Below are 23733 nucleotides of genomic sequence, written 5' to 3'. Positions count from 1 at the left end.
TATTAGAGTGCGTTTTGTACGGCCTTGGCCAATTCATCAGGCTGGAACTTGGCGATAAAATTGTTGGCACCAACTTTCTGCACCATTGCCTGGTTGAATACTCCACTGAGCGAGGTATGCAGAATAACATGCAAATCCTTGAGATTGGGATTATTCCGGATCTCGGCAGTGAAGGTATAGCCATCCATTTCCGGCATTTCGATATCCGAAATAACCAGCGCAACCTGATCCTTGATAGGACCATTTTTGGTCATTTCCAGCAGCATATTCAATGCTTCGCGGCCATCTTTTGCCAACACACACTCGACACCGATAGCCTCAAGCGCACGTTGTACCTGTTTGCGTGCCACTGAGGAGTCATCCGCAACAAGAACAGGACGCCCCAGAGTAGGGTGGTCGACACTGGCCTGAACCAACTCCTCGCTAACATCCGTTGCAACCGGCGAAATTTCATTCAATATCCGCTCAACATCAAGGATTTCGACCAACTCGCCATCGACTTCAGTCACTGCTGTCATGTAGTTGATGCGACCCGCACCTTTGGGCGGAGGGAGGATGGATTCCCAGTTCATATTGATGATTCGCTCGACCGAATGCACCAGAAAACCCTGAATAGAGCGGTTGTACTCGGAGATGATAATGAAGCATTTGCTCAGATCATCTATCGGGCGTTTGCCAACCGCCATGCTGAGGTCGATGACCGAGATAGTCTGGCCACGAATATGAGCCACCCCGCGAATGCAGGAGTTCAATTTTGGCATCACGGTCAAGGGGGGACACTGCAACACTTCACGCACTTTGAATACGTTGATGCCAAATCTTTGACGTCCATTGAGACGAAACAACAACAACTCCAGCCGGTTTTGCCCCACTAGCTGGGTACGTTGGTTGACCGAGTCCAGGATACTGGCCATAAACACTCCCTAAAAACGCTTGGCATTAATCATGCATGCGTGATGGATTGCGTCAGACTATCGATGTGACAACGAACAGATTCTGAAGCAATCATAGTTAAATATGGTGATATGCGTGAACAACTTATCGACCAACGAGCGAAAATGATTAACCGACTTTTACTCATCAGCCTCTTTTTTGGCAGCATATCTTCCAGCTACGCCTCGGACGTCACTACTTATCTGCAAGAAAAGGCACAAGAGTTCGTTTACAGCCAGCTGGATATTCCGTTGGATGCCAGAGCTGAGGTCACCTCTGCCACGCTGGATGAACGGCTCCCACTGACCCGCTGCGAAGACCTGCTCACTATCAGCTTACCAGCAAAAATGGAAATTCGCCGTAATACAACAGTTTACCTTAAATGTGAGGAAGACAAACCCTGGGACGTCTATCTCCCAGTACGAGTCAGTATTCAAAAACCCTATGTCACTGTGACCAACCCCATCGCCAAGGGGGACCTGCTGAGTGAAAGCCAGCTGGTGTTGGCCTATCAGGATCAGACCCTGATCCGCGGCGACTACCTGACTGACACGGCACCTCTTATCGGAGTACGCAGCAAGAGGGAGCTAAAACCGGGGCAACCCATCCGTTTGAGCCAGGTTTGTGTCGTGTGCAAAGGGGATCAGGTCACCCTGACGGCAGAAAACAGCAACTTCCAGATCAAAACCATGGCCCGAGCCTTGCAAGATGGCAGCTTCGGAGAGATCATCAAACTCGTCAATATTCGCTCCGGCAAAACCGTTGAGGGTAAAGTCAGTGCGGTAGGTGCCGTATCGGTCACTTTTTAAATCCGGATCCTTGACAACTTTTTTCTAAAGTTTTGATCTGCCGCACCGATAAACAGGTAAGCAAACCTTAAAGCAGACGAAGGTAACTAAAATGGCCATCAACAATATCAACAACTTGGCGAATAATCGGTTGCAAAATACCGCTAATAGCCAGGGGACAGGCAGCAAGTCAGTCACCTCATCGCCCGAAAACAAAGCGGCTACTGTCAAGCTGGACTCCGTCTCCTTGACCAGTGAGGCGCAACAATTGCAAAAGATGCAACAAAACCTCAATACCGCCTCGACCGGCAATGAGAGCAAGGTCGAACGGCTGAAAAAAGCCGTCGCGAGTGGCGAATATCAGGTTAACAGCGACGCTGTGGCCAAGAAGATGTTCAGTTTCGAGGCCAATCTGGACAAAGTTCTGGGATGATGGATTTACCTTCGTTACTGCACACCCAAGATGATTACCTCAGCCAGATGCAAGGCATTCTGGAAGAGGAGTTTAGCTTGCTCGAACAGCATCAGGCACTGGCCCTGCCCGCACTGACCGAGCGCAAACAGCAGTTGCTTGCTGCGATAGAAACTCTGGACAAGACACTGGCAGAGATGCCGGAACTGGCACTGCAGCTGGCAGCCTATCCCGACGAGATGGCGCAGCTTCGTGCAAAACTGGATGCCTGCCAGGCACAAAATGATATCAACGGTCGCTTGCTTGAATTGAGCATCGTCTCCAACCGTCGTCTGGCAACCTTTCTGAGTCAGCTGCGCGATCGCAACAGCCTGACCTATGACGCCAAGGGTAACACTCGCTCTGGCACCCGCTCTTACGGTATCAAGGCCTGACATCTCTTATCAGGCCTTGCATTTTTGCACTCCGTTTTAAAGCACCAGTCGCAACAACTCTCGCCCGTCCTCACACGCATTGACGCGCAGTACCCCGTCCTCATAGCTCCCGTAACTGGCAGGCAACTCGCCGCGCGGGAAACAGATCGACCCCGGGTTCATCAATACCCGCTCCCCCTGCCACTCCAGCACCGGCACATGGGTGTGACCGCTCAGGAACAGACTACCCGGCGGTAGCTGAACCTCGTCCGGGCGATAAAGATGGCCGTGGCTGACAAACCAGCGCCGCTCGTCGATCAGCAACTGGTTGTAGGGGGCTGTGATGGGAAAGCGCAACAGCATCTGATCCACTTCGGAATCGCAATTGCCCCGCACCGCGATGATCTGTGGCGCCAGCTCGTTGAGCCGATCGGCCACCGCGGCCGGGTTATACCCTTCCGGCAGAGGATTGCGCGGGCCATGGTTGAGCAGATCGCCGAGCAGCAGATAGTGGTCCGGCTGCCAGTGCTCAAGTTGGGTCAGCACCCGCTCCAGCGCAATGATGCTACCGTGGATGTCGGAAATGATGGCAAGTTTCATGAAATGCTCCTCACTGCGGGCTGAAATAGAGATCCTTGGTGGCAATCGTCCCTTTCAAATTCTGGCTGGGCAGCCCTCGCAGCGCGGGATCGACCAGTCTCATCTGATTGTAATGATACACGGGGAGGATCGGCGCCTCCTCAAGCAGCAACTGTTCGGCATGCCGGTAGAGTTCAACACGGCTCGCGCTGTCCAGCGTATTGGCTGCCTGCTCCAGCAGCAGATCAAAGTCGGGATTGCAGTAGCCGCTCTCGTTGCGCAGATCCTGACAACGGAAGCTGCCCAGCATGGCTGACGGCTCCACGTAATCGCCAAACAGGAAGCTTCTGGCCACCTGAAAATCACCGCTATCCTTGGCCACCTGATAGGCGCCCCACTCCAGACTGTTGAGGGTGACCTGCACCCCCAGCTTCTGCCACATGGCGGCAATGGCCATCGCCATCTGCTTGTGGGTTTCGGCGCTGTTGTAGGTAATGCTCAGCTTGAGTGGATTGGCACTGTTATACCCGGCCGCTGACAGCAGCGCTGCCGCTTTGGCCTGGCGGGTTGGCATATCCTCAAGCGCCACAGGCAATATCACCCGGGGGTAACCCGGCATCTCCGGCAACAGCGACCATGCCGCCTGTTCATCCTGCCCGCTCACCGATCCAATGAGCTGCTGTCGATCAACCGCCATGGAGAGCGCCTGACGCACCCGCACATCCTGCAGTTCGGGGCGCTTCAGATTGAACGCATAGAGATAGGTGCCAAACAGCGGCAACCCCCACAGCCGCTCCGGAGATTCGCGCTTCATCTTCTGGTAATAGCCTAGGGAGACCTTGTTGGTGAGCTGTATTTCACCAGCCTCATAGCGCAGCCGTTCGGCATGTTGCGAAGTGATAGGCAGATAGGTGACCCGTCCGATACGGGTGTGAAGGTCATCCCAGTAGTGGATATTGCGCTCGGCTTCTATCCGCTCGTTCGGCGTCCAGCTTGCCAGCCGATAAGCGCCATTGCTCACCAGCTTGCCGGGCTCGGTCCACTGTTTGCCAAATTTGGCTATCGCCTTCTGATTGACTGGCACAAAGGGGCGCTGACTGATGAGCTGCAGAAAATAGGGCGCCGGCCGCTCCAGGGTGATTTTCAGGATCTGATCGCTTTGCGCTTCAATGCCCAGATTGCCGAGCTCCAGTGCGCCGGCATAGATGGATTGCGCATTGTTGATCCCCGTGGCCAGCAGCAATCCGGCAGAAGGAGAGTTGATGGCCGGATCGAGCAGACGGCGCCAGGCATAGACAAAATCAGCGGCCACCAGCGGCTCGCCATTGGACCACTTCAGTTGGGGGCGCAGGAAGAATCGCCACTCCAGCCCATCTTCACTCACCTCCCAGCGCTGGGCCTGAGCAGGGACGATATGCCCCTGACCATCTTCGCTGACCAGCCCTTCAAACAGATCGACCAGCACGGCCTCCCCCGGGAAACCGGAGCGCACCAGGGCCGGATCCAGCGACTCCGGCTCGGCACCGTTGCCCTTGACCAGGGTTTGCCGATCGGCAAGCAGAGGCTGCTGCTCAACGGTGGTGGCATGGGCCAGGGGCCCTGCCAGCACGGCAAGCAATAGCGGGGAGAGCCAGCGTTGCGCCAGCTTGGGGAAGAAACCATACCTCATGACAAAACCTCGAATAAAACCACTGCAGGAGGGGAAGGCCGACGGCGCGCCTGATGAATGCCTGATGCCGCTCTTGTTATCCCCGAAAACGCCCCGTATTGTATCGGGCTTGCCCGGGAGATGGAGTCTTTCGGGTTAATTTTTTCAGGAGTTTTTATGGGTTATGAGTGGCTGGCCCTCGCGTCGGCCAGTTTATGGGCAATTGCAGCGCTAATTTCGGTCAAACCGGCCCGTCATCTCGGCGCATTTGCCTACAGCCGCTGGCGCATGTTTCTGGTCAGCCTGATGCTCGGCACCATGAGTCTGCTCACCGGTGGCTGGCAAACCCTCACCGCAAGCGCCCTGCCCCTGCTCGCCATCTCGGGGCTGGTCGGCATCTTCGTGGGCGATACCGCGCTGTTTGCCTGCATGAATCGGCTGGGACCAAGACGCAGTGCCCTGCTCTTCTCCTGCCATGCGCTGTTTTCCGCCCTGCTTGGGCTGTGGCTCTTTAATGAACAGTTGACTGGCTGGCGACTGCTGGGGGCCATGCTGGTCTTTGCCGGCGTGATGCTGGCGATCCTGTTTGGCAGACGCAGTAGCAGCAACGAGTGGGAGCAGGTCCGTGGCAATCTGGCGCTGGGAATTGGCCTTGGCCTGACGGCGGCACTGTGTCAGAGCGTGGGAGCCATCATCGCCAAGCCGGTGATGATGAGTGGTGAGGTGGATGCGGTGAGTGCATCGGGTATCCGGATGGGCAGTGCCCTGCTGGCCCACTGCGTCCTTCGGCTGGGGCGCTTGCCGCTGGCTATGCCGCTCAAACCGGTCAATCGCCATATCCTCGCCATGATTGCCACCAACGGCTTTCTGGCGATGGGGCTGGGGATGACGCTGATCCTGATGGCGCTGCGGCAGGGCGAGGTGGGCATGGTGGCCATTCTCTCCTCCACCACGCCGGTACTGCTGCTGCCGCTGTTGTGGTGGCACTCGGGGGAGCGGCCATCCGTTGCCGCCTGGGCGGGGGCACTGATTGCCACCCTGGGCACGGCGCTGGTGCTGGGTTTCAGCACTCACTGACACCCGGCACCATCCCAGATCAGAACAGGGCAATCTCCTCAGCGGTCAGCTCACGATATTCACCGGGTGCCAACTCTTCATCCAGCGTCAGACCGCCCACCCGCTCGCGATGCAAGCCAACGACCTTGTTGCCGATGGAGGCAAACATCCGCTTGACCTGATGGTACTTGCCTTCGTGGATGGTCAGTCGGGCCTCGCACTCGCCGAGAATTTCCAGCTGGGCAGGACGGGTTTTATCGGTCTCGTTACGCAGGTAGACCCCTTCGGCGAACAGCGCGATCGCATCCGGGCTCACCGGATCGGCCAGCCAGACGTGATAGGTCTTGGCACACTCGTGGCGCGGCGAGGTGATGCGGTGGGACCATTGACCATCGTCGGTCACCAGCACCAGACCCGTGGTATCGAGGTCGAGGCGCCCCACTACATGCAGCTTGCCCATCGCCGGTTCATCCATCAGGAAGAAGACGGTCGGGTGATCCGGATCCTCGTTGGAGCAGACGTAACCTTCCGGCTTGTGCAGCATGAAATAGCGGTTGCGCTGCTCCAGCGTCAGCAGCACGCCGTCAAACTCGATCTGGCTCTGCTCATTGATATGAAAAGCGGGCTGCTTGACCACAATGCCATCCACCATGACCTCGCCCTGACGGATCAGTTTGCCTGCCAGCGAGCGGGTCAAATCGGAACAATCGCACAGAAATTTATCAAGCCGCATTCACAACCTCGGAGTCCAACAAGTAAAGGGGCGTCATTATATCGGGCGGGGGCGACAACGCCACTGTTAAGGGGTTGCCAATTATGACGAACTGGTCATCCGATGTTACACTTCTCCGGTGTGACCCATCCGAACGATACTCATAATAATAAGAGTCAGGAAGCCTTCATGAAGTCTCAAGCATCCTATCCCGTCATTCCCGTCAACCAGCTAAAACCCGGCATGTATGTCATTGCTATCGCCAGCCAGACAGGTGGGATGGAGATCGCCCAGATGGGCTTGGTGACTAGCGTGGCGCAAATTGCCAATCTGGTGCGTCAGGGGGTGCTCACGGTACGCATCGATCTGGCCCGCAGCAAGCTGGGCAGTGCCGAAAGTGACGCCGTTACCTCCCCCGATCTCAATGCCAACAGTGCCCAGGTGGGACGCCGGGCCAGTGCCAACGGTGAAGGGCGGGAGCTTAAAATCCGCCGCCTCTATCAGGAAGCGCGCGAGCTGCAAGGCAAGTTCATTCGCCACCTCAAAGCGGGTGAGCCCATCGACATCACTCCGCTGGCCGAAGTCGCCGAAGAGATGGTGGACACCATGTTCACCCACGGCGATGCCATGCTCTGTCTGGCCCGTATTCGCGCCAAGGATGCCTACCTGATGGAGCACTCCATGAACGTGGCCATTCTGCTGGCCAACTTCGGCCGCTATCTGGGACTGGAACGCAGCGTACTCAAGGAGCTGACCCTGGGTGGCCTGCTGCACGACGTGGGCAAGATCATGACCCCGGACGAGGTGCTCCACAAACCGGGCAAGCTGACCGATGAGGAGTTCGCCATCATGCGTCAGCATGTGGTGCACAGTTACGAGATCCTCAGCAATACCCCTGGCATTACCCCCACCATGCTGGAGGTGGCCGCCAACCACCACGAGCGGCTCGATGGCTCCGGCTACCCGCAGCGACTCAAGGGGGAGCAGCTCTCTCTCTATACCCGGATGAGCGGCATCGTCGATGTCTATGATGCCATCACCGCGGATCGGGTCTACAAAGCAGGTATGCAGCCGACCCAGGCCTTCCGCATTCTGCTCAAGGGGATCAATCAGCACTTTGATGCCGAACTGGTCACCAAGTTCATCAAGTGCATGGGAGTCTATCCGGTGGGCACTCTGGTACAGCTCTCAAACCAGCGCCTGGCTATCGTGATGCAGCGCAACGAGCAGCAGCCGCTCAAGCCAGTGGTCAAGGTGATCTATCACGCCATCCAGCGTCACTACCTCGAGGTACAGTGGCTGGATCTGGCCAAGTCAGGGGTGCAGGAGAGCATCGAAAACACGGTCGACCCCAAAGAGTTCGGCATCAACCTCGCCAACTTCTTCTAAACCTCTCACCTCAGATATTCATGATTGGCGCTGGCTGTCGAGCCAGTGCTGGATCAGAAACTCCTCATCCAGCGGCGAGAGATCAAAACGCAGGCTGGCCTCTTCAATAGCCGCGATATCGTGCTGGTGATGCTCGCTGAGCCAAAGCACCGCACGACGCAAATCTTCACCATGGGGGAGTAGCAGATGGTCGCTCATGGGATACCTCCGGTAGACTGCAGGGCGGCCCGCGAACGTGGCCACCTCTTTCCAGTCTAGTCGGTCAATCCCCATCACCCGCGCTTCTTCACCCTCCCCCTCTCAATTACGGCAATCAGCTTGTCACCGGGATCAGCGACCGAAGGCGCGCTGCCAATCCTGATCGAACTTCACCAGCGCAGCATCCACTGCCGGTACGTTCAGCAACTGCTCCGCCACATCGAGCGGCAAGGTGATGGATTGGCAACCCGCCAGCAGGCAGTCGAGCGCCTGACGGGGAGTGCGGAATGACGCCGCCAGCACCTTGCTGTTCGGTGCGTGCAGCGCAAGCAGCTGTTGCAGCTCCTGCACGGTGGCAATGCCATCGCCCCCCTGGGCATCCAGCCGGTTAACGTAGGGCGCGACATATTCCGCCCCCGCCACCGCCGCCAGCCAGCCCTGCAGCGGGGTATAGACAGCGGTGCCCAGAGTCGGCACACCGTTGGCGGTCAGGCTCTTGATGGCCGCCAGCCCCTCTGCGCATACCGGGATTTTGATCACCAGATCCGGATCCAGCTCACGCAGGGCGAATGCCTCGCGCACCATATCGGTTTCGGTTTTGGCCATCACCTGGGCAAACAGGCGCGCCTTGGGCCCCAGTACGTCGCGCAGGGCGGGCAGCAGCTCACAGAGCGGCAATCCCCCGGCAGCAGTAATGGAAGGATTGGTGGTGACACCGGCCAACGGCAGGATCCGTGACCAGCGACGCACTGCCGCCACATCGGCGGTATCGAGATACAGCTCCATCTCTAACTCCTTAACGGGATGTTCAATATGTCGCCATTCTAGCGATAAAACATCTTCGAAATACTTGATTGAAATCAAATCAACTTTCGAATGAAAGCAAATAGAATGAAAAAACAAAAGGAGGCGGTATGATTTTCGACCTGCAACGATATTCAACTCACGACGGCCCCGGCATTCGCACCCTGGTGTTTCTCAAGGGGTGCTCGCTGGCCTGTCTGTGGTGTCAAAACCCGGAAAGCCGCTCTCCCAAACCAGACATACTACTCGACCGGCGCCAATGCATCGAGGGATGCCAGCTCTGCAGCGATGCCTGTCCGGCAATCTTGCGTGACAGCAAGGGCATCCAGCTCAGTCGCTCTGCCCTCAAGGCCAACGATATGGAACGGCTGCGCGGCCTCTGCCCAAGCGAAGCGCTGCAGGTGTGCGGCCGCGATGAAACCCTGGATACCCTGATGGACACCATCTTGCGGGATCGCTCCTTCTTCGAGCGCAGCGGCGGTGGCGTCACCCTCTCCGGTGGTGAACCGTTTATGCAGCCCGACTTTGCCGCCGCTTTGCTGGCCCGCTGCAAGGCAGAAGGGCTGCACACGGCGGTCGAGAGCTGCCTGCATGTGCCCTGGCACCAGATTGAGCCAAGCCTCCCCTCACTGGATCTGGTGCTGGCAGATCTCAAACACGTGGATAAAGAACGATTCTTCCACTGGACCCGCGGCAAGGTGGAGCTGCCCATCGCGAACCTCAAGCGCCTCGCCGAGCGCAGCGTGCCGATGCAGATCCGGGTGCCGCTCATTCCCGGCTTCAATGCCGACCACGCATCGATCGAAGCCATCACCGACACCGCAGCCAGCCTCGGCACGGTGCAGGAGATCCACTTCCTCCCCTACCACACCTTAGGCGTGGGCAAATATGCCCTGCTGGATCTGCCATATCAGGCGCCGGAGACACCGCTCGACGATCCCGATTTACTCCACTTTGCCCACGCATACGCCCAACGTCAGGGGCTGACCCCTGTGACCAGAGGATAAGATCATGACCCAGCTCGACCTCAATACCCTGAGCCCGCGGATCCGCGCCCACAAAGAGAGCCTGATCCACATCGTTCAGCCACCGGTCTGCACCGAGCGTGCCCGCCACTACACCGAGGCCTATCAGGCTCATCTCGCCCGGCCGCTGCCGGTGCGCCGCGCTCTTGCACTGGCTCATCACCTCAAGGCGCGCACCATCTGGATCAAGCACGACGAGCTGATCGTCGGCAATCAGGCCAGTCAGGTACGGGCGGCGCCGCTCTTTCCCGAATACACGGTGAGCTGGATTGAGAAGGAGATCGACGAGCTGGCTGACCGCCCCGGCGCCGGCTTTGCGGTCAGCGAAACCGACAAAGAGATCATCCACGCCCTCACCCCCTTCTGGCGCGGCCAGACGGTGCAGGATCGCTGCTTCGGCCTCTTTACCGACGAACAGAAAGCGCTGCTGGAGAGCGGCATCATCAAGGCCGAGGGCAACATGACCTCGGGGGATGCCCACCTCGCGGTCAACTATGAGGAGCTGCTCACGCTGGGGCTCGATGGCTTCAAGGCCAAGGTGGCCGAGCGCCGCAGTCGGCTGGATTTGGCGGATTGGGCCGATCTGCAGCGCGAGCAGTTCCTGCACGCCGTCGCCATCACTCTGGATGCGGTCAGCGCTCACATCTCGCGCTACGCCGCACTTGCCCATGATATGGCAGCACAAGAATCTCGCCCCGAGCGCCGAAGCGAGCTTGAGACCATATCACTCAACTGCGCCCACATCGCCCACCAGCCCCCCGAGACCTTCTGGCAGGCGCTGCAGCTCTGCTACTTTATCCAGCTCATCCTGCAGATCGAATCCAACGGCCATTCGGTGTCGTTTGGCCGGATGGATCAATACCTCTACCCCTGGTATCGCCGCGAGGTGGAGCTGTCAGAATCCCTGCCTCGGACACGCGCCATCGAGCTGCTGCAAGGGTGCTGGCTCAAGTTGCTGGAGGTGAACAAGATCCGCTCCGGCACCCACTCCAAGGCCTCCGCCGGCAGCCCGCTCTATCAAAACGTCACCATCGGCGGCCAGAACTGGCGGGATGGCAAGGCCCATGACGCGGTCAATGGCCTCTCCTACGCGATTCTGGAGTCCTGCGGCCAGCTGCGATCCACCCAGCCCAACCTCTCGGTGCGCTACCACGCCGGGATGAGCGAGGATTTCCTCGACGCCTGCATTCAGGTGATCCGCTGCGGCTTTGGCATGCCCGCCTTCAACAACGACGAGGTGGTGATCCCCGAGTTCATCAAGCTCGGGGTGAGCGTGGAGGATGCCCACCACTACGCCGCCATCGGTTGCATTGAGACCGCGGTGCCCGGCAAGTGGGGCTACCGCTGCACCGGCATGAGCTTTATCAACTTCGCCCGCATCCTGCTGGCCTCCCTCGATGGTGGCCGCGATGCCACCACAGGCAAGGTATTCCTGCCCCAATCCCAGTCGCTGCGAGACGGGAGTTTTGGCAACTTTGACGAGGTGATGGCCCGCTGGGATGAGCAGGTGCGCTACTTCACCCGCAAATCCATCGAGATCGACTGCGTGGTCGACAGCGTGCTGGAGGCTCAAGCCCATGACATCCTCTGCAGCACGTTGGTGGATGACTGCATCGAACGCGGCAAGACCATCAAGGAGGGGGGCGCCGTCTATGACTGGGTCTCCGGTCTGCAGGTGGGGATCGCCAACCTTGGTAACAGCCTGGCTGCCCTAAAGAAAATGGTGTTCGAGCAGGGCGTGGTGGAGCAGCACGAGCTGGCTGCCGCCCTGGAGCAAGACTTTGCAGGGCTCCAGGGCGAGCAGTTGCGCCAGCGCCTCACCAACGCCGCCCCCAAATATGGCAACGATCTGGACGAGGTAGACCTGCTGCTGGTGCAGGCCTACCAGAGCTACATCGACGAGCTCAAGGGACTGCACAACACCCGCTTCGGACGCGGCCCCATCGGTGGCACCTACTATGCGGGCACCTCCTCCATCTCCGCCAACGTGCCGTTCGGTGCTGCCACCATGGCCACCCCGGATGGGCGCCACGCCCGCACGCCGCTGGCGGAAGGGGCCAGCCCGTCGTCAGGTTCGGATCGTCTCGGCCCGACGGCGGTATTCAACTCCATCGGCAAGCTGCCCACGGCAGCCATTCTCGGCGGGGTGCTGCTAAACCAGAAGCTGAGTCCGGCGAGCCTTGAGAACGAGCGGGACAAGGCCAAGCTGATGAGCCTGCTGCGCACCTTCTTCGAAGTGCACAAGGGGTGGCATGTGCAGTACAACATCGTCTCGCGCGAGACCCTGCTGGCGGCCAAGGCCAATCCGGATCAGTACCGGGATCTGGTGGTGCGGGTGGCGGGCTATTCGGCCTTCTTCACCGCCTTATCCCCGGATGCGCAAGATGATATCATCGCCCGCACCGAGCACAGTCTCTGACGGGGCGCACCCATGGCGCCAGTGACGTCATATGATTGGCAAGCCACCCCACGGGTGGCTTGCCGCTATCCACCACCTTGCATGTGAGCGCACCATGAATCCACGCCACCAACTGATCCTCACTCTGGTCCATCAGGCTCGCAAGATGAGCGTGAGTGAACTCTCCCGACATACCGGCGTGTCTGAGGTGACGGTGCGCAACGACCTCACCGCGCTGGAGAAGCAGGGACTGCTCAGACGGGTACACGGCTCGGCCATGGCGCTGGAGACCGATGACCCGGATGCCCGGATGAACATCAACTACCTGCTCAAGGAGCGCCTCGCCGAGCGGGCTGCCCAGCTGGTGGAAGATGGCGAGACGGTCTTTATCGAGGGGGGCAGCGCCAACGCCCTGCTGGCCCGCCATCTGGCCCTGCACAAGCGGGTCACCATCATCACCATCAGCAGCTATATCGCTCATCTGCTCAAAGACACCCCGGCTCAGGTGGTGCTGCTCGGCGGGCTGTTCCAGCATCAGAGCGAGAGCGTGGTGGGGCCGCTCACTCGCCTCTGCATCGAGCAGGTGCACTTCTCCAAGGCCTTCATCGGGGTGGATGGCTTTCATCCCGAGATGGGGTTTACCGGCCGCGACATGATGCGGGCCGATGTGGTCAACAGCGTGCTTGCCAAGGGGATGACCAATGTGGTGATCACCGACAGCAGCAAGTTTGGCGCCATCCACCCGAGCCAGCTTGGCGCGCCGGGCCAGATCAACGTGCTGGTTACCGACGATGCCCTGCCCGCCCCCATGCGGGCAGCCATCGCGGCCAAGGGGATCACCCTGCACTGCGTTGCGGCCTAGGCCGCCCGCTAATTCACGCTATTTCATTGACCTGACAGGATAAAATTTCCATGATGAGCCAGTCCCCATCGGGACTGACATCACCAGTGTGTGATCTGCAGGAAGCAGACTTCAGGAGAGCAAGGACATGCCATCGACCATCACCGCCGGGGAGCGCCGACTCTCCCCTATCATTCGCGCCACCGCCATCACCCTGACCCTGTGCTGGAGCCCGTTTGGCTGGAGTGCCACGCTGCCCGCCGACTTGAAGTGGGAGAGCAACAACCAGGATCCTCTCTATGCCGATCCGGCCGCCAAACGCGGCGGCACCTTTCGCACCTTTATGACCAGCTTCCCCCTGACCCTGCGCAAATATGGCCCCGACTCCAACGGCGGCTTTGCCGGTTACGTGCGGGAAACCAACCTGCCACTGCTGAGCACTCATCCCGTCACCGGCAACCCCATGCCGATGCTGGCAAACGAGTGGGCCTTCGGCGCCGACAACAAGACCCTCTATTTTCGCATCAATCCCAAGGCGCGCTGGTCAGACGGCCAGCCGGTCACCGCCGATGACTGGCTCTTTACCCTCAAGATGATGCGCAGCAAAGAGATCAACGACCCTTGGTACAACAACTACTACAGCACCCAGATAGCCGATATCACCAAGTTTGATGATCACACCCTGGCCATCACCAGCGGCACCGAAAAGAGCCGCCAGGATCTGCTCGAGTCACTGCCCATCAGCCCGGAGCCGAGCCACGCCATCAAGCTCACCGCCAACTGGGTCAAGGAGTACAACTGGAAGGTGTTGCCAGTCACCGGCCCCTATCAGCTCGATCAGGTGAAAAAGGGTAAATCGGTTACCTTCAAGCGGATTGAACACTGGTGGGGGGATGACGAGCGCTACTTCCAGCATCGCTTCAATCCTGCGCGGATCGAGATCAAGGTGCTCAGGGATCTGAACATCGCCTGGCAGCACTTCCTGCGCGGCGATCTCGACACCTTCCCGCTGGTGATGCCCAACTGGTGGCACGACAAGACCAACACCGCCGAGTTCGAGAAGGGGTATATCGCGCGCACCTGGTTCTACAACCAGACTCCGCAATCGCCGATGGGGCTCTATCTCAACACCGCCGATCCGCAGCTGAATAATCTCGATGTGCGGCTCGGGATCCAGCATGCACTCAACCTCGACAAGATGCTCACCACCCTGCTGCGGGGGGATTACCAGCGACTCAACAGTTATGGCTCCGGTCAGGGGGAGTTTACCAACAGCGAGATCAAGGCCCGCCCGTTCGATCCCAAATTGGCACGGGAGTACTTTGCCAAGGCAGGCTTTAACAAAGTGGGGCCGCAGGGGATTTTGCAAAACGACAAGGGACAGTTACTGACCCTCGCCATCACCTACACCACCGCAGAGCACGCCCAGCGGCTCACCTTGCTACGGGAAGAGGCCAAGAAGGCGGGGCTTAATCTGGAGCTCAACCTGATGGATGCCTCGGCCGGTTTCAAATCGATGCTGGAGAAAAAGCACCAGAGCGCCTGGATGGCCTGGGCGGGTAGCCGCTATCCCGCCTATTGGGAGTTCTTCCACAAGGTCAACGCCAACAAGCCCCAGACCAACAACATCATGAACATCGATGATGACGCCATCACAGCCTTGGTGGAGCAGTATGACAAGGAGTTCGACTTTGCCAAAAAGGCGGCCCTGTCACGGCAAATCCAGCAGCGGCTCTATGAGCTGGCTAGCTTCGTCCCTGCCTATCAGGTGCCCTACACCCGGGAAGGCGCCTGGCGCTGGATCAAACTGCCAAAAGTACCTGCAACGCCCAAGAGCGAGCAGCTCTACTGGCCCCTCGGTGGCGACAACAGCGGTTACAGCTATGGCGGTCTGCTATGGATTAATGAAGAGCTAAAATCCGAGACCAGGGCAGCCATCAAGAGCGGCAAGACCTTCCCGGCCGAGCCCATCATCGACACCACCTATCGCCAGCCCTGATAGCGACAACTCATTTGGCAAACAGACCTAAAACAAAGACCCCGCCAGATAGCGGGGTCTTTATTGGCAACCGGTGTTACGAATCGAGCGGTGATCAGCCGCGTTTGGCCTGCTTCTCGGCAATGGCGTCAGCCACGTCAGCCGGCTCCAGTACGATGCCTTCCTGATCCGGGGTCGGGAACACGGCAACACACAGCTCGTCCTGCTCCATACCGTCAACCCAGCGCTCCAGCCACACCTTCAGGGTGATGGACTGCGGCTTGCAATCGGCCCACTCACCTTCGGCCCACGCCTTGGCGTACTCGGGGTGCGGCCATACCGGGATGCAATCTTCATCATCTGTGGTCAGCATCATGACGCCATGCTCGTCAGTCAGGACGAACAGTTCTTCATGCTCGACCAGCTTGCTGATGAAGTGATCGTAACGGTAATCAGCATTCAGTTGCAGCGCGGCATTGCGCTCGGTGTCGCTCAGTTCATAGCTCATTGGCCAAGTCTCTCTCTCGATAAAGGGCGCCATGTTCACATCTTGTCGTCAGCTTGTCCAGCTTGCAGCCCCTTGGCACCAGATGGGGAGGACAATGACGCAAATAAGGATAGAGCAGCCTCCTCGATAACGAGACCGCCAGCCATCATATTGCCCCTTTTACAACGCAGGGGTGATCAGCTCCACATTAGGCTGCTCGCTCAGCTTTTGCCGCAGCCAGTAGGCGGACTCCACCTCGACAAAGCAGAGCAGATCCCGGCCATTGGCCGCCATCGCCATCAGCTGCTCAAAACGCAGCTGTTGTTGCTGCTCCCAGGCAGCAGCGAGTTTGGCACCGTGGGCTTCATCCACCACTTCGCGACGCAGCTCGAACAGGTTATCGGTGATCGGGCTGTTGATCTTGGCGGCGGTGTGCCAGTACATCAGCAGGTTATCCATCATCTCGCTGTCGTAGTTGGCCAGTGCATCCAGCTCGGGTGTATCACCGCTGTCGCTGGCGGCAAAATCACACCAGCCCGCATCGAGTGACGCCAGCTCATGAGCCCCATTGGCATGCTTGCGCAACAGTGCAATGTCGGCCCCCTTCCGTGCAGGTAACCACACCTCGCCCTGATGGGCATCCAGCAGGGACGTCAACGAAGCAGCGGGGTAAACCGGAAAGCGGGTACAAAGTGAATGCAGCAGGGATACCAGAGTGATCTTGACCATGAGCGATACCTTGAACAGGGCGAACAGCCACCAATAGACCGTCCGATATAAAGAAGTGCCCTATCCTACCACGTTTGGTCCGGCTCGGCCCTTGACGAAGCTGTCAGCCAACCATCTGATTACGCCGAAAAAAACAGCATTTGAAACGCAGCATCCAGCCAAAGATCAATAATTTGAGCCAGCGCCCACTAAAGTGGATCCGGGGATGCTAGTTTGCATACATCTTTAGCGTAAGGAGTAAATCCATGATTGGGATCGACCAGGTTTCTAACGAATTCGTGAACGATTTGAAAATACTGGCATGCTTTGATCCGGCCAACATGAGCCTGGGGATTAAATTACGCAGCGATATGTCTGAAGAGTTGTGCCAGGCGGCAGCCCGTCTGCATCAACAGGGGCTCATCAGCGCAGAAGATGGCGGCTATCTCACCCCGTTTGGCATGACCATGGTTGAACACCTGCAACATCTGTTGGTCGCACTCAAACCGCTTTGACCGGCTGTGGTGCCCAGAGCGAAAAGTTGAGTAGCTCCCAGCGCTCCCCTTGGTGAAGATGACAGGCAAACAGCAAAGGACCTTCGGGTCCTTTTACTTTGCCATCCACCAGCCACTCCCCCTCCCTTTCAGGTACCAGTCGCGCATTTACCTCATCGGGCTGCAGCGCCGCGCCCACCCGGACCTGGACAAATTGCTGGCAGATCACCTGCGCTTCCATCGCGGATTGAACCGGTACCGGCGCATCGGACGTCGGAGTCAAGGTGGCAGCAAGCAGGAGCGATAACAGCATGATTCAGCACATGGGAGTCAGTAGCAGAAGCCAGATAAACAAAAAGCCGTGGCACCAGAGGTACCACGGCTTTCTTAAATTCTGTAAGAATTACAGAGCGGTTACGTTCTCAGCCTGCGGGCCTTTCTGACCTTGGGTCACAGAGAACTGTACGCGCTGACCTTCAGCCAGGGTACGGAAACCGTTACCTTGAATGGCGCTGAAGTGAACGAAAACGTCCGGGCCGTTTTCTTGCTGGATGAAGCCAAAACCTTTGGTTTCGTTGAAAAACTTAACGGTACCGGTGATCATGTTAGACATATCTTTTAAACCTGTATTCAAAATAATTACTTATGCTTTTCAGCGGGTAAAGCTCAAAAAACGGGATTAACTTATGAACAACAGGACAAGATGTGAAACATCGTATTCATTGACATAACTATCGCCCTTTCAAGCTGGTTTGGATTATACGTGGCTTTGTAGATTACGCAAACAAATTTGTACCCTGCCAATGACAGGGCACAAACCGTTATAAGGTGGCTGCTTCCAACGCTTCGACCAGCGCTCTGAGAAAACGAGCCGCCTCCCCGCCAGTACAGGCTCTGTGGTCAAATGTCATCGACAGCGGCAATGCCCTGACGGGACGCGCTTCCCCATGGATGAACACCACTTTTTCGAACAATTTGCCTGCCCCTATGATGGCCACCTGCGGCGGCGTGACGATGGGGCTGGCATAACGGCCTGCGATGGCACCGAAGTTGGTGAGCGTAATGGTCGCCCCCTGCAACATCTCGCGCGGCACGGCGCGCGCCTTCACATCGGCGATCATCCGATCCAGCCCCTGCCGGATATCTGCCCCCTCCCGCTCGGCCACGTTCTCCATCACCGGCACATAGAGGCCATGCTTTGAATCCACCGCGATGGCCACATTGACCTCTTTAAACAGACGCCGTGACAGGGTTTCACCATCAAACCAGGCGTTCATCGAGGGCTCGGCGCGGCACGCCACGCCAATGGCCTTGATAAGGCGCACCGTAACATCCTCATCAGGGCGCCAGTGACGCAAATCCACCTCGTCGGTGATGCTGACCGGCACCACAGTCTGATGAGAGAGCTCCATCGCCTTGGCCATGGCCCTCCGCGACCCTTTGAGGAATTCGTTGCCACTGCTCTGCTGGGCCTCGAATGCCTGCTGCACATCCAGCTCGGTCACCATGCCGCCGCTGCCACTTCCCTTGATCCGGTCGATATCCAGACCCAGTTTTTGTGCCAGCAGGCGCACGGCAGGCATGGCTTGCACCAGCGCGCCGCCCGGGGCAATGGCTCCTACCACGAAGTGATCCTCGATATGTTGCTGATGGGCGCTCACCTTGCCCACCACGGTGCCATCATCCTTCCCCCCCTCGAACTCCACCAGCGGCGCACCGATATGGAGGATATCCCCTTCGGCGCCGCAGAGACGGGCAATCACCCCGGCCACCGGAGAGGGTACATCCACCAGCGCCTTGGCCGTTTCCACCGACAAGAGCACCTGATCGACCGCGACGGTATCACCGGCACTCACCTTCCACTCGACGATCTCGGCTTCGGCCAACCCTTCACCCAAATCCGGTAATTTGAAAAATTTCATAGCCACTGGTTCTCCATCAGCTGGTGAGCGGCATCGGCGATATCCTGCTCGGTGATGAGGTAATACGCTTCGTTGCGATAGTAGGGGACGGCGGCATCCACCCCGGTCAACCGTTTGGGTGGCGCCTTGAGGCTGGGAAGTGCCTGCTCGGTCACCCGCGCCACAATTTCGGCCCCGACCCCGAAGCTGCCACACGCCTCGTGCACCACCAGCAAGCGGCCGGTCTTGCGTACCGAGGTGAGGATGGTCTCCATATCCAGCGGCTTGATGGTGGCCAGATCCAGCACCTCGCACTGGATATCCTGCTCGGCCAGCAGGTTCGCCGCCCGCATCACCTCCTGAATGCAGGCCCCCCAGGCCACTATCGTGATATCCCGGCCCGGGCGCAGGGTGAAGCAGACATCCAGCGGCAGACCGACACCGTCATCCACCACCTCGGATTTCATCGAGCGATAGATGCGATCCGGTTCGAAAAACATCACGGGATCCGGATCGCGGATGGCCGAGAGCAGCAGGCCATAGGCGCGTCTCGGGCTGGAGGGGATCACTACCCGTAGCCCCGGAATATGGGCAAACAGCGCCTCGACACTCTCGCTGTGATGTTCAGGCGAATGAATGCCCGCGCCATACGGGGAGCGATAGACAAGGGGACAGGAGAGACGGCCACGGGTGCGGTTTCGCATCCGCGCCGCCTGACAGATGATCTGCTCCATCCCGGGGAAGATAAAGCCCTGAAACTGGAACTCCGCCACCGGCTTGAGCCCCTGGGTGGCCATACCGACCGCCACTCCGGCGATCAATCCCTCGGCCAGCGGCGTGTCAATCACCCGCTTGAAACCGAACTTGTCGCGCAGGCCAACCGTGGCACGAAACACCCCGCCGTTGACCCCCACATCCTCGCCCAGTACCACCACATCCGGGTCGTGCTCCATCTCGTAGTGAAGGGCCATGTTGACCGCTTCCAGCAAACTGATCTCACTCATGGCCAACCTCCTGCTTCATCCCCTTGGCAATCACTCGCTCGCGCTGGGGCAAGAGTTCGGCGGGCAGGCTGGCGTAGTGATAATCGAGCATCGCCTCCGGCGGCTGGGGCGCCATCGCCTCATAGCGGGCGACCGCCTGCTCTACCTCCCGGGTGGCTTCCGCCAGCAGGCTCTGCTCCTGCTCTTCATCCCACCACCCTTTGCTATGCATAAACTGGCGCAGCCGCTTGACCGGCTCTTTCGCCCAAGCGGCCTCGACCTCGGCCCCATCGCGATAGCGAGTGGCATCGTCGGCCGTGGTGTGATCGCCGAGGCGATAACTGACCGCTTCTATCAGGGTCGGCCCCTTGCCGCTGCGGGCCCGTTCGACGGCACTGCGGGCAGCATCGTAGACCGCCACCACATCGTTGCCATCCACCTGCAGACTGCGCACCCCGGCGCCAATCCCCTTCTGGGCCAGCGTAGGAGCGCTCGATTGCAGCTTGCGCGGCACCGAGATGGCCCACTGGTTGTTGTTGACGATGATGACCATCGGCAGGTGCCAGACACCGGCGCAGTTCAGCCCCTCCAGAAAATCCCCCTTGGAGGTGCCGCCGTCGCCGATAGTGACTACGGCAACCCGCGGTTGATTACGCAGTTTGAAGGCCGAGGCAATACCGCAGGCGTGGGTGATCTGGGTGGCGATGGGGACGCAGATAGGGAGATCTTCAGAGGGAGTCCCATCTGGTTTGAGAAAATAACTCCCCCGCTCGTCACCGCCCCAATATTGCAGGTTCTTCTCCATCGGTACGCCCCGCACATAGAGGGTTGGCATGTCCCGATAGTAGGGAACGTAGACATCCTGCGGCTGCATGGCCAGACCAATGCCAATCCCCACGGCTTCTGCGCCGAGATGGGAGGGAAAAGTACCGAGTTTGCCGGTTCGTTGCAGCGCAATCGCTTTTTTGTCATAGCTGCGCACCATCACCATATTGCGGTAGAAGATGTGCAGTATCGCCTTGTCCAGCCAGGTCGGTAAGGTGGCGACCGGGCACCCTTCCGCATCGAGGTAACGAAGGAAAGGGATGTCGACATGGGTCATAACTGGCTCCTTGCCGTTGTGAGCGTCACCGATGCTGGTGACACCTAGATGTAAATACCTTGTTAAATAAAAAGCAAAAGGATTTACTCAGGTAAGACCAGTAGAAACTTCTTTAAAGTAGCGAAGGAGCTGAATTTTCGGCGATGAGTGGCAAGGTATGCCGTAAATGGTGCAACTTTGCAGCGCTGAATGCAGGATGCAAAATGTGAAAAAGGGGAGCCTTGCTCCCCCTTCTGTTACTCAAGTCAGCGGTTACGCCAACCAGCAGTTACGCCAGCCAGTGTTGCAGCTGGCGGGCCATGCCAACTGGCAGCAAGTGAACGCGGCTTAGCAAGTGGCTGCGCCAGGGCTCGGCCAGCAAGGTCGGGCAAATTCGTATCTCCCGTCCCCGGTCAGCCACGCGCACCAACCTGTCGATGAGGGTCTCCAGCGGCGGATGCACCGGCCAGTGAGGATAGAGGTCAGCAGTTGTGATATCGGCCAACTCGCACACCCGCTCCTCTTTCTCATCTCCCTTCCCAGCAACCATTGGCCAGGGGTGAAGGACATGCAGCCAGCCCGGCCGTGCCACCTCCAGCAACTGGCCCAGCGTCGGCTGCGCAAAATGGGGATCCCCTGCGGCTTTGAGCAGATGGCGCGCCCCCGCCAGCACCACCACGCCGCGGGCGGGAAGTGCAAGAAGATCGTCGGCCAGCGCCTGATCCCGCCCCCTGTTGTGTTGCTGCCACCGCTCCGGGCTCATCTCCTGCCACTCGAATGAGGGCTCGCAGAGATGCACCCGCAGCCGCATATGTTCAGGGCGCACCAGATTGCTCTGGCGCAGAGCGGAAAAGAGAGCCGGAAACTCGGGGGCCATCCAGGCAGGAAAGGCGCAAGAGTCGAGCCAGACCGGATAGAGCCGTGCCAGCGTCAGCGGCTCCCCCTGCCAGCTCTCCTGCCCCGTCAGCCAGGCATCGAGCAAGCCCTGATGGCGGCGGTTGCCGCACTCCAGCACCAGATCGGTCATGACTCCCCAGAGCGCCGGATCACACAACCAGGCGTGCTGGCGCCGGATAAAATCCGGGTGCCAGTGCGGCTCCCCCAGCCCCACCAGCTTGCCCGCCTGCAAGGCTTCCCGGATGGCGGCAACCGGGGTCATGCGTCCCCCTCCCGCCGGATGTGCGGTTGTTGCCCGACCCCATCGACCCGCTCACAAATAAGGGCGCCGATCTTCGCCAACCAGTCGGGATGCACCATCTCCTGATGCAGACAGGGGAAGCGCTCATAGCGGATCTCCCCTTTTGTCAGCAGCTCCCAGCCACGTCCATCCAGCCAGGGCTGGCGGGAGGCTGAGGCCTCGATAAAGATCACCTCCCCGTGGTAGCAGTAGTCGACCGGCTCACGGATCAGCCTGTTGTTGTGGCCCACCAGCTCGATCATGGCGCTCACCACCTGCTCATCGAGCATGGCCAGCGCACTCCCCTCTGCCCCCAGTCGGGCCACCACTTCGTCACGAGTAAGGGAATCGAGCGCATCGTCCGCAACCGCAATCCCCCCCATTCGCAGCAGCGCATCGAGCATCCGCTGCTCGTCGGGCAGCGGCTGGGTCTGCCACTGCAGGCAGGGGTAGGCGTCGAGCAGCAGCACCATGGCCACCTCCTGTCCCTGCTCTTGCAACATGGCGGCCATCCGGTGCACCAGCATGCCCCCGAGGGACCAGCCGAGCAGCCAGTAGGGCCCCTCGCTCTGCTGACGACGCAGCTCGGTCACATAGTCAAGTGCCAGCTCGTCGAAACTGGCGGGCAGCGGCGCATCCGGCTGACAGAGCGCCCGCGCCTGCATGGCATAGACCGCCATGTCGGTCGGCAGATGGGGCACCAGTGGCGCATAACACCAGCCGAGCCCCCCTGCGGGGTGGACGCAAAAGAGGGTGGGGCACGATGTGCCAGACTGCGCACCATGCGCCCGCAGGGGCAACAGCATGGGCATGGCCTCCCGCTCGCCGCCAAGACGGCGCGCCAGCTGGGCAGGGCTCGGTGCTTCGAACAGACTGGCCAAAGTGAGCGCCTGTCCGGTCGACTCTTCAATGCGCACCACCAGTTGCGCCGCCAGCAGGGAGTGGCCGCCGAGGGCAAAGAAGTTATCGTCGGCGCCGACCCGCGCCAGCCCCAGTATCTCGGCGAAGAGGCGACAGAGCCGCTCCTCCAGCAGGGTTTTCGGCAGAGACTGACCCACCGCCGACGCCATATCGGGCAGCGGCAGCCCCTTGCGATCCAGCTTGCCATTGGGGGTGAGTGGCAGCTCGGCCAGAGTGACCAGGAGCCCCGGCACCATGTAATCGGGCAAGGCAGCGCCAAGGGCGGGTACCAGCTCGGCCAGCGTCAGCGCTCTGCTATCTGCGGCCACCACATAGGCCACCAGACGACGATCGCCGGGGGCAAATTCGGGGGCCAGCACCACCGCCTGCGCCACCCGGGGATGGCGCAGCAGCACCTGTTCGATCTCCTCCAGTTCGATGCGTTGACCGCGGATCTTCACCTGAAAATCGAGGCGCCCCAGATACTCGATGGCGCCATCCTCGCGCCAGGCAGCCAGATCGCCGCTGCGATAGAGCCGCCCCGCCCCGAAGGGGTTGGCAATAAAGCGCTCGGCGGTAAGCTCGGGCTGGCCAAAGTAGCCCTCTGCCACCTGCACGCCGCCGATCCAGAGCTCCCCCGCCACACCGGGCGGCACCGGCTGCAACCAGGGATCGAGAATGTGGATGCAGGTATTCCAGACCGGATAGCCGATGGGCACGCTGGTCACCGCCTCGTCTGCCCGGCAGGGATACCAGGTGACATCCACCGCCGCCTCGGTCGGGCCATAGAGGTTATGCAGGGGGGCGGAGAATGTCCCATACCAGCGC

General features: G+C 59.4%; 25 protein-coding genes. 10 read left to right on the top strand and 15 right to left on the bottom strand.

Annotated elements, in window-relative coordinates; genetic code table 11:
* Positions 1-2 precede the first annotated feature (2 nt).
* Positions 3-914: a chemotaxis protein CheV gene (locus L972_RS08940; protein WP_005334174.1), complete on the bottom strand. Its 912-nt coding sequence runs from the start codon at positions 912-914 to the stop codon at positions 3-5.
* Between the two features lie 144 nt (positions 915-1058).
* Here L972_RS08940 and flgA point away from each other — a divergent pair, with 144 nt between their 5' ends.
* The 3 genes from flgA (at position 1059) to L972_RS08925 (ending at position 2567) form a co-directional block, all read left to right on the top strand.
* The gene (flgA, locus tag L972_RS08935) at positions 1059-1742 is read left to right on the top strand and encodes a flagellar basal body P-ring formation chaperone FlgA (protein ID WP_081990713.1); all 684 of its coding nucleotides are present in this window, start codon (positions 1059-1061) and stop codon (positions 1740-1742) included.
* 91 nt (positions 1743-1833) lie between these two features.
* Positions 1834-2154, top strand: coding sequence for a flagellar biosynthesis anti-sigma factor FlgM (gene flgM, locus L972_RS08930; RefSeq protein ID WP_005334177.1), 321 nt, complete (start codon positions 1834-1836; stop codon positions 2152-2154).
* Positions 2151-2567: a flagella synthesis protein FlgN gene (locus tag L972_RS08925; protein ID WP_040066163.1), complete on the top strand. Its 417-nt coding sequence runs from the start codon at positions 2151-2153 to the stop codon at positions 2565-2567. The genes flgM and L972_RS08925 overlap by 4 nt, the downstream gene beginning before the upstream one ends.
* A 36-nt stretch (positions 2568-2603) precedes the next feature.
* Here the strand turns inward: L972_RS08925 and yfcE are convergent, their stop codons facing one another.
* Positions 2604-3146 carry a phosphodiesterase gene (gene yfcE, locus L972_RS08920; RefSeq protein WP_047437636.1) on the bottom strand — a complete coding sequence of 181 codons (543 nt, stop codon included), beginning with the start codon at positions 3144-3146 and terminating at the stop codon, positions 2604-2606.
* 10 nt (positions 3147-3156) lie between these two features.
* Positions 3157-4794, bottom strand: coding sequence for a peptide ABC transporter substrate-binding protein (locus tag L972_RS08915; RefSeq protein ID WP_047437634.1), 1638 nt, complete (start codon positions 4792-4794; stop codon positions 3157-3159).
* 156 nt (positions 4795-4950) lie between these two features.
* On the opposite strand from L972_RS08915, the gene L972_RS08910 reads away from it, so the two are divergent.
* Positions 4951-5850 (top strand): DMT family transporter, encoded by a 900-nt coding sequence (locus L972_RS08910; RefSeq protein WP_047437632.1) that lies wholly within the window; start codon positions 4951-4953, stop codon positions 5848-5850.
* Positions 5851-5869: 19 nt separating this feature from the next.
* Here L972_RS08910 and rsuA read toward each other — a convergent pair whose 3' ends face one another.
* Positions 5870-6562 (bottom strand): 16S rRNA pseudouridine(516) synthase RsuA, encoded by a 693-nt coding sequence (rsuA, locus tag L972_RS08905; RefSeq protein ID WP_021231067.1) that lies wholly within the window; start codon positions 6560-6562, stop codon positions 5870-5872.
* A 168-nt stretch (positions 6563-6730) separates the two neighbouring features.
* Between rsuA and L972_RS08900 the strand changes: the two genes are divergently transcribed.
* A complete protein-coding gene (locus L972_RS08900) occupies positions 6731-7930 on the top strand; it encodes an HD-GYP domain-containing protein (RefSeq protein ID WP_047437629.1) in 1200 nt (399 codons plus the stop codon).
* Between the two features lie 18 nt (positions 7931-7948).
* Here the strand turns inward: L972_RS08900 and L972_RS08895 are convergent, their stop codons facing one another.
* Together L972_RS08895 and fsa are read right to left on the bottom strand one after the other, a co-directional pair.
* Entirely contained in the window at positions 7949-8128 is a 180-nt protein-coding gene (locus tag L972_RS08895; RefSeq protein ID WP_047437627.1) for a hypothetical protein, read from the bottom strand.
* Positions 8129-8260: 132 nt separating this feature from the next.
* Complete coding sequence (gene fsa / locus L972_RS08890; RefSeq protein ID WP_047437625.1) at positions 8261-8914, bottom strand: fructose-6-phosphate aldolase; 654 nt, start codon at positions 8912-8914, stop codon at positions 8261-8263.
* Positions 8915-9042: 128 nt separating this feature from the next.
* Here fsa and L972_RS08885 point away from each other — a divergent pair, with 128 nt between their 5' ends.
* From L972_RS08885 to L972_RS08870, 4 genes are all read left to right on the top strand, one after another.
* Positions 9043-9939 carry a glycyl-radical enzyme activating protein gene (locus L972_RS08885; RefSeq protein ID WP_047437623.1) on the top strand — a complete coding sequence of 299 codons (897 nt, stop codon included), beginning with the start codon at positions 9043-9045 and terminating at the stop codon, positions 9937-9939.
* Between the two features lie 4 nt (positions 9940-9943).
* Entirely contained in the window at positions 9944-12376 is a 2433-nt protein-coding gene (locus tag L972_RS08880) for a formate C-acetyltransferase/glycerol dehydratase family glycyl radical enzyme (protein ID WP_047437621.1), read from the top strand.
* A gap of 94 nt (positions 12377-12470) precedes the next feature.
* Positions 12471-13217 (top strand): DeoR/GlpR family DNA-binding transcription regulator, encoded by a 747-nt coding sequence (locus tag L972_RS08875; RefSeq protein WP_047437619.1) that lies wholly within the window; start codon positions 12471-12473, stop codon positions 13215-13217.
* A gap of 127 nt (positions 13218-13344) precedes the next feature.
* Entirely contained in the window at positions 13345-15195 is a 1851-nt protein-coding gene (locus L972_RS08870; protein ID WP_047437617.1) for an extracellular solute-binding protein, read from the top strand.
* Between the two features lie 94 nt (positions 15196-15289).
* Here the strand turns inward: L972_RS08870 and L972_RS08865 are convergent, their stop codons facing one another.
* The gene (locus L972_RS08865) at positions 15290-15682 is read right to left on the bottom strand and encodes a DUF2750 domain-containing protein (RefSeq protein WP_005334204.1); all 393 of its coding nucleotides are present in this window, start codon (positions 15680-15682) and stop codon (positions 15290-15292) included.
* 159 nt (positions 15683-15841) lie between these two features.
* Positions 15842-16390, bottom strand: a complete 549-nt coding sequence (locus L972_RS08860) for a hypothetical protein (RefSeq protein ID WP_047437615.1) — start codon at positions 16388-16390, stop codon at positions 15842-15844.
* A gap of 245 nt (positions 16391-16635) precedes the next feature.
* Here L972_RS08860 and L972_RS08855 point away from each other — a divergent pair, with 245 nt between their 5' ends.
* Positions 16636-16884 carry a TIGR02647 family protein gene (locus L972_RS08855; RefSeq protein ID WP_005334209.1) on the top strand — a complete coding sequence of 83 codons (249 nt, stop codon included), beginning with the start codon at positions 16636-16638 and terminating at the stop codon, positions 16882-16884.
* On the opposite strand, the gene L972_RS08850 is transcribed toward L972_RS08855, so the two are convergent.
* From L972_RS08850 to L972_RS20750, 7 genes are all read right to left on the bottom strand, one after another.
* Positions 16871-17176, bottom strand: coding sequence for a hypothetical protein (locus tag L972_RS08850; protein WP_005359485.1), 306 nt, complete (start codon positions 17174-17176; stop codon positions 16871-16873). The genes L972_RS08855 and L972_RS08850 overlap by 14 nt on opposite strands.
* A gap of 90 nt (positions 17177-17266) precedes the next feature.
* A complete protein-coding gene (locus tag L972_RS08845) occupies positions 17267-17476 on the bottom strand; it encodes a cold-shock protein (protein WP_005302803.1) in 210 nt (69 codons plus the stop codon).
* A gap of 208 nt (positions 17477-17684) precedes the next feature.
* Positions 17685-18785 carry a dihydrolipoamide acetyltransferase family protein gene (locus L972_RS08840; RefSeq protein ID WP_047437610.1) on the bottom strand — a complete coding sequence of 367 codons (1101 nt, stop codon included), beginning with the start codon at positions 18783-18785 and terminating at the stop codon, positions 17685-17687.
* Positions 18782-19768: an alpha-ketoacid dehydrogenase subunit beta gene (locus L972_RS08835; protein ID WP_040066143.1), complete on the bottom strand. Its 987-nt coding sequence runs from the start codon at positions 19766-19768 to the stop codon at positions 18782-18784. Before L972_RS08835 ends, L972_RS08840 begins: the two co-directional genes overlap by 4 nt.
* The gene (gene pdhA / locus L972_RS08830; RefSeq protein ID WP_047437609.1) at positions 19761-20849 is read right to left on the bottom strand and encodes a pyruvate dehydrogenase (acetyl-transferring) E1 component subunit alpha; all 1089 of its coding nucleotides are present in this window, start codon (positions 20847-20849) and stop codon (positions 19761-19763) included. Before pdhA ends, L972_RS08835 begins: the two co-directional genes overlap by 8 nt.
* A 268-nt stretch (positions 20850-21117) precedes the next feature.
* Positions 21118-21987 (bottom strand): hypothetical protein, encoded by an 870-nt coding sequence (locus L972_RS08825; RefSeq protein WP_047437607.1) that lies wholly within the window; start codon positions 21985-21987, stop codon positions 21118-21120.
* Positions 21984-23733: alpha/beta fold hydrolase (locus tag L972_RS20750; RefSeq protein ID WP_047437721.1), on the bottom strand; the 1750-nt coding region annotated here is incomplete at its 5' end. The genes L972_RS20750 and L972_RS08825, both read right to left, overlap by 4 nt.

Origin of the sequence: Aeromonas sp. ZOR0001 (assembly GCF_000801015.1) — a bacterium.
In the GTDB taxonomy this organism is placed as follows: Bacteria; Pseudomonadota; Gammaproteobacteria; order Enterobacterales; family Aeromonadaceae; genus Aeromonas; species Aeromonas veronii.
The sequence above is the reverse complement of the archived record's forward strand: the minus strand, read 5'-3'. Positions and strand labels throughout refer to the sequence as shown.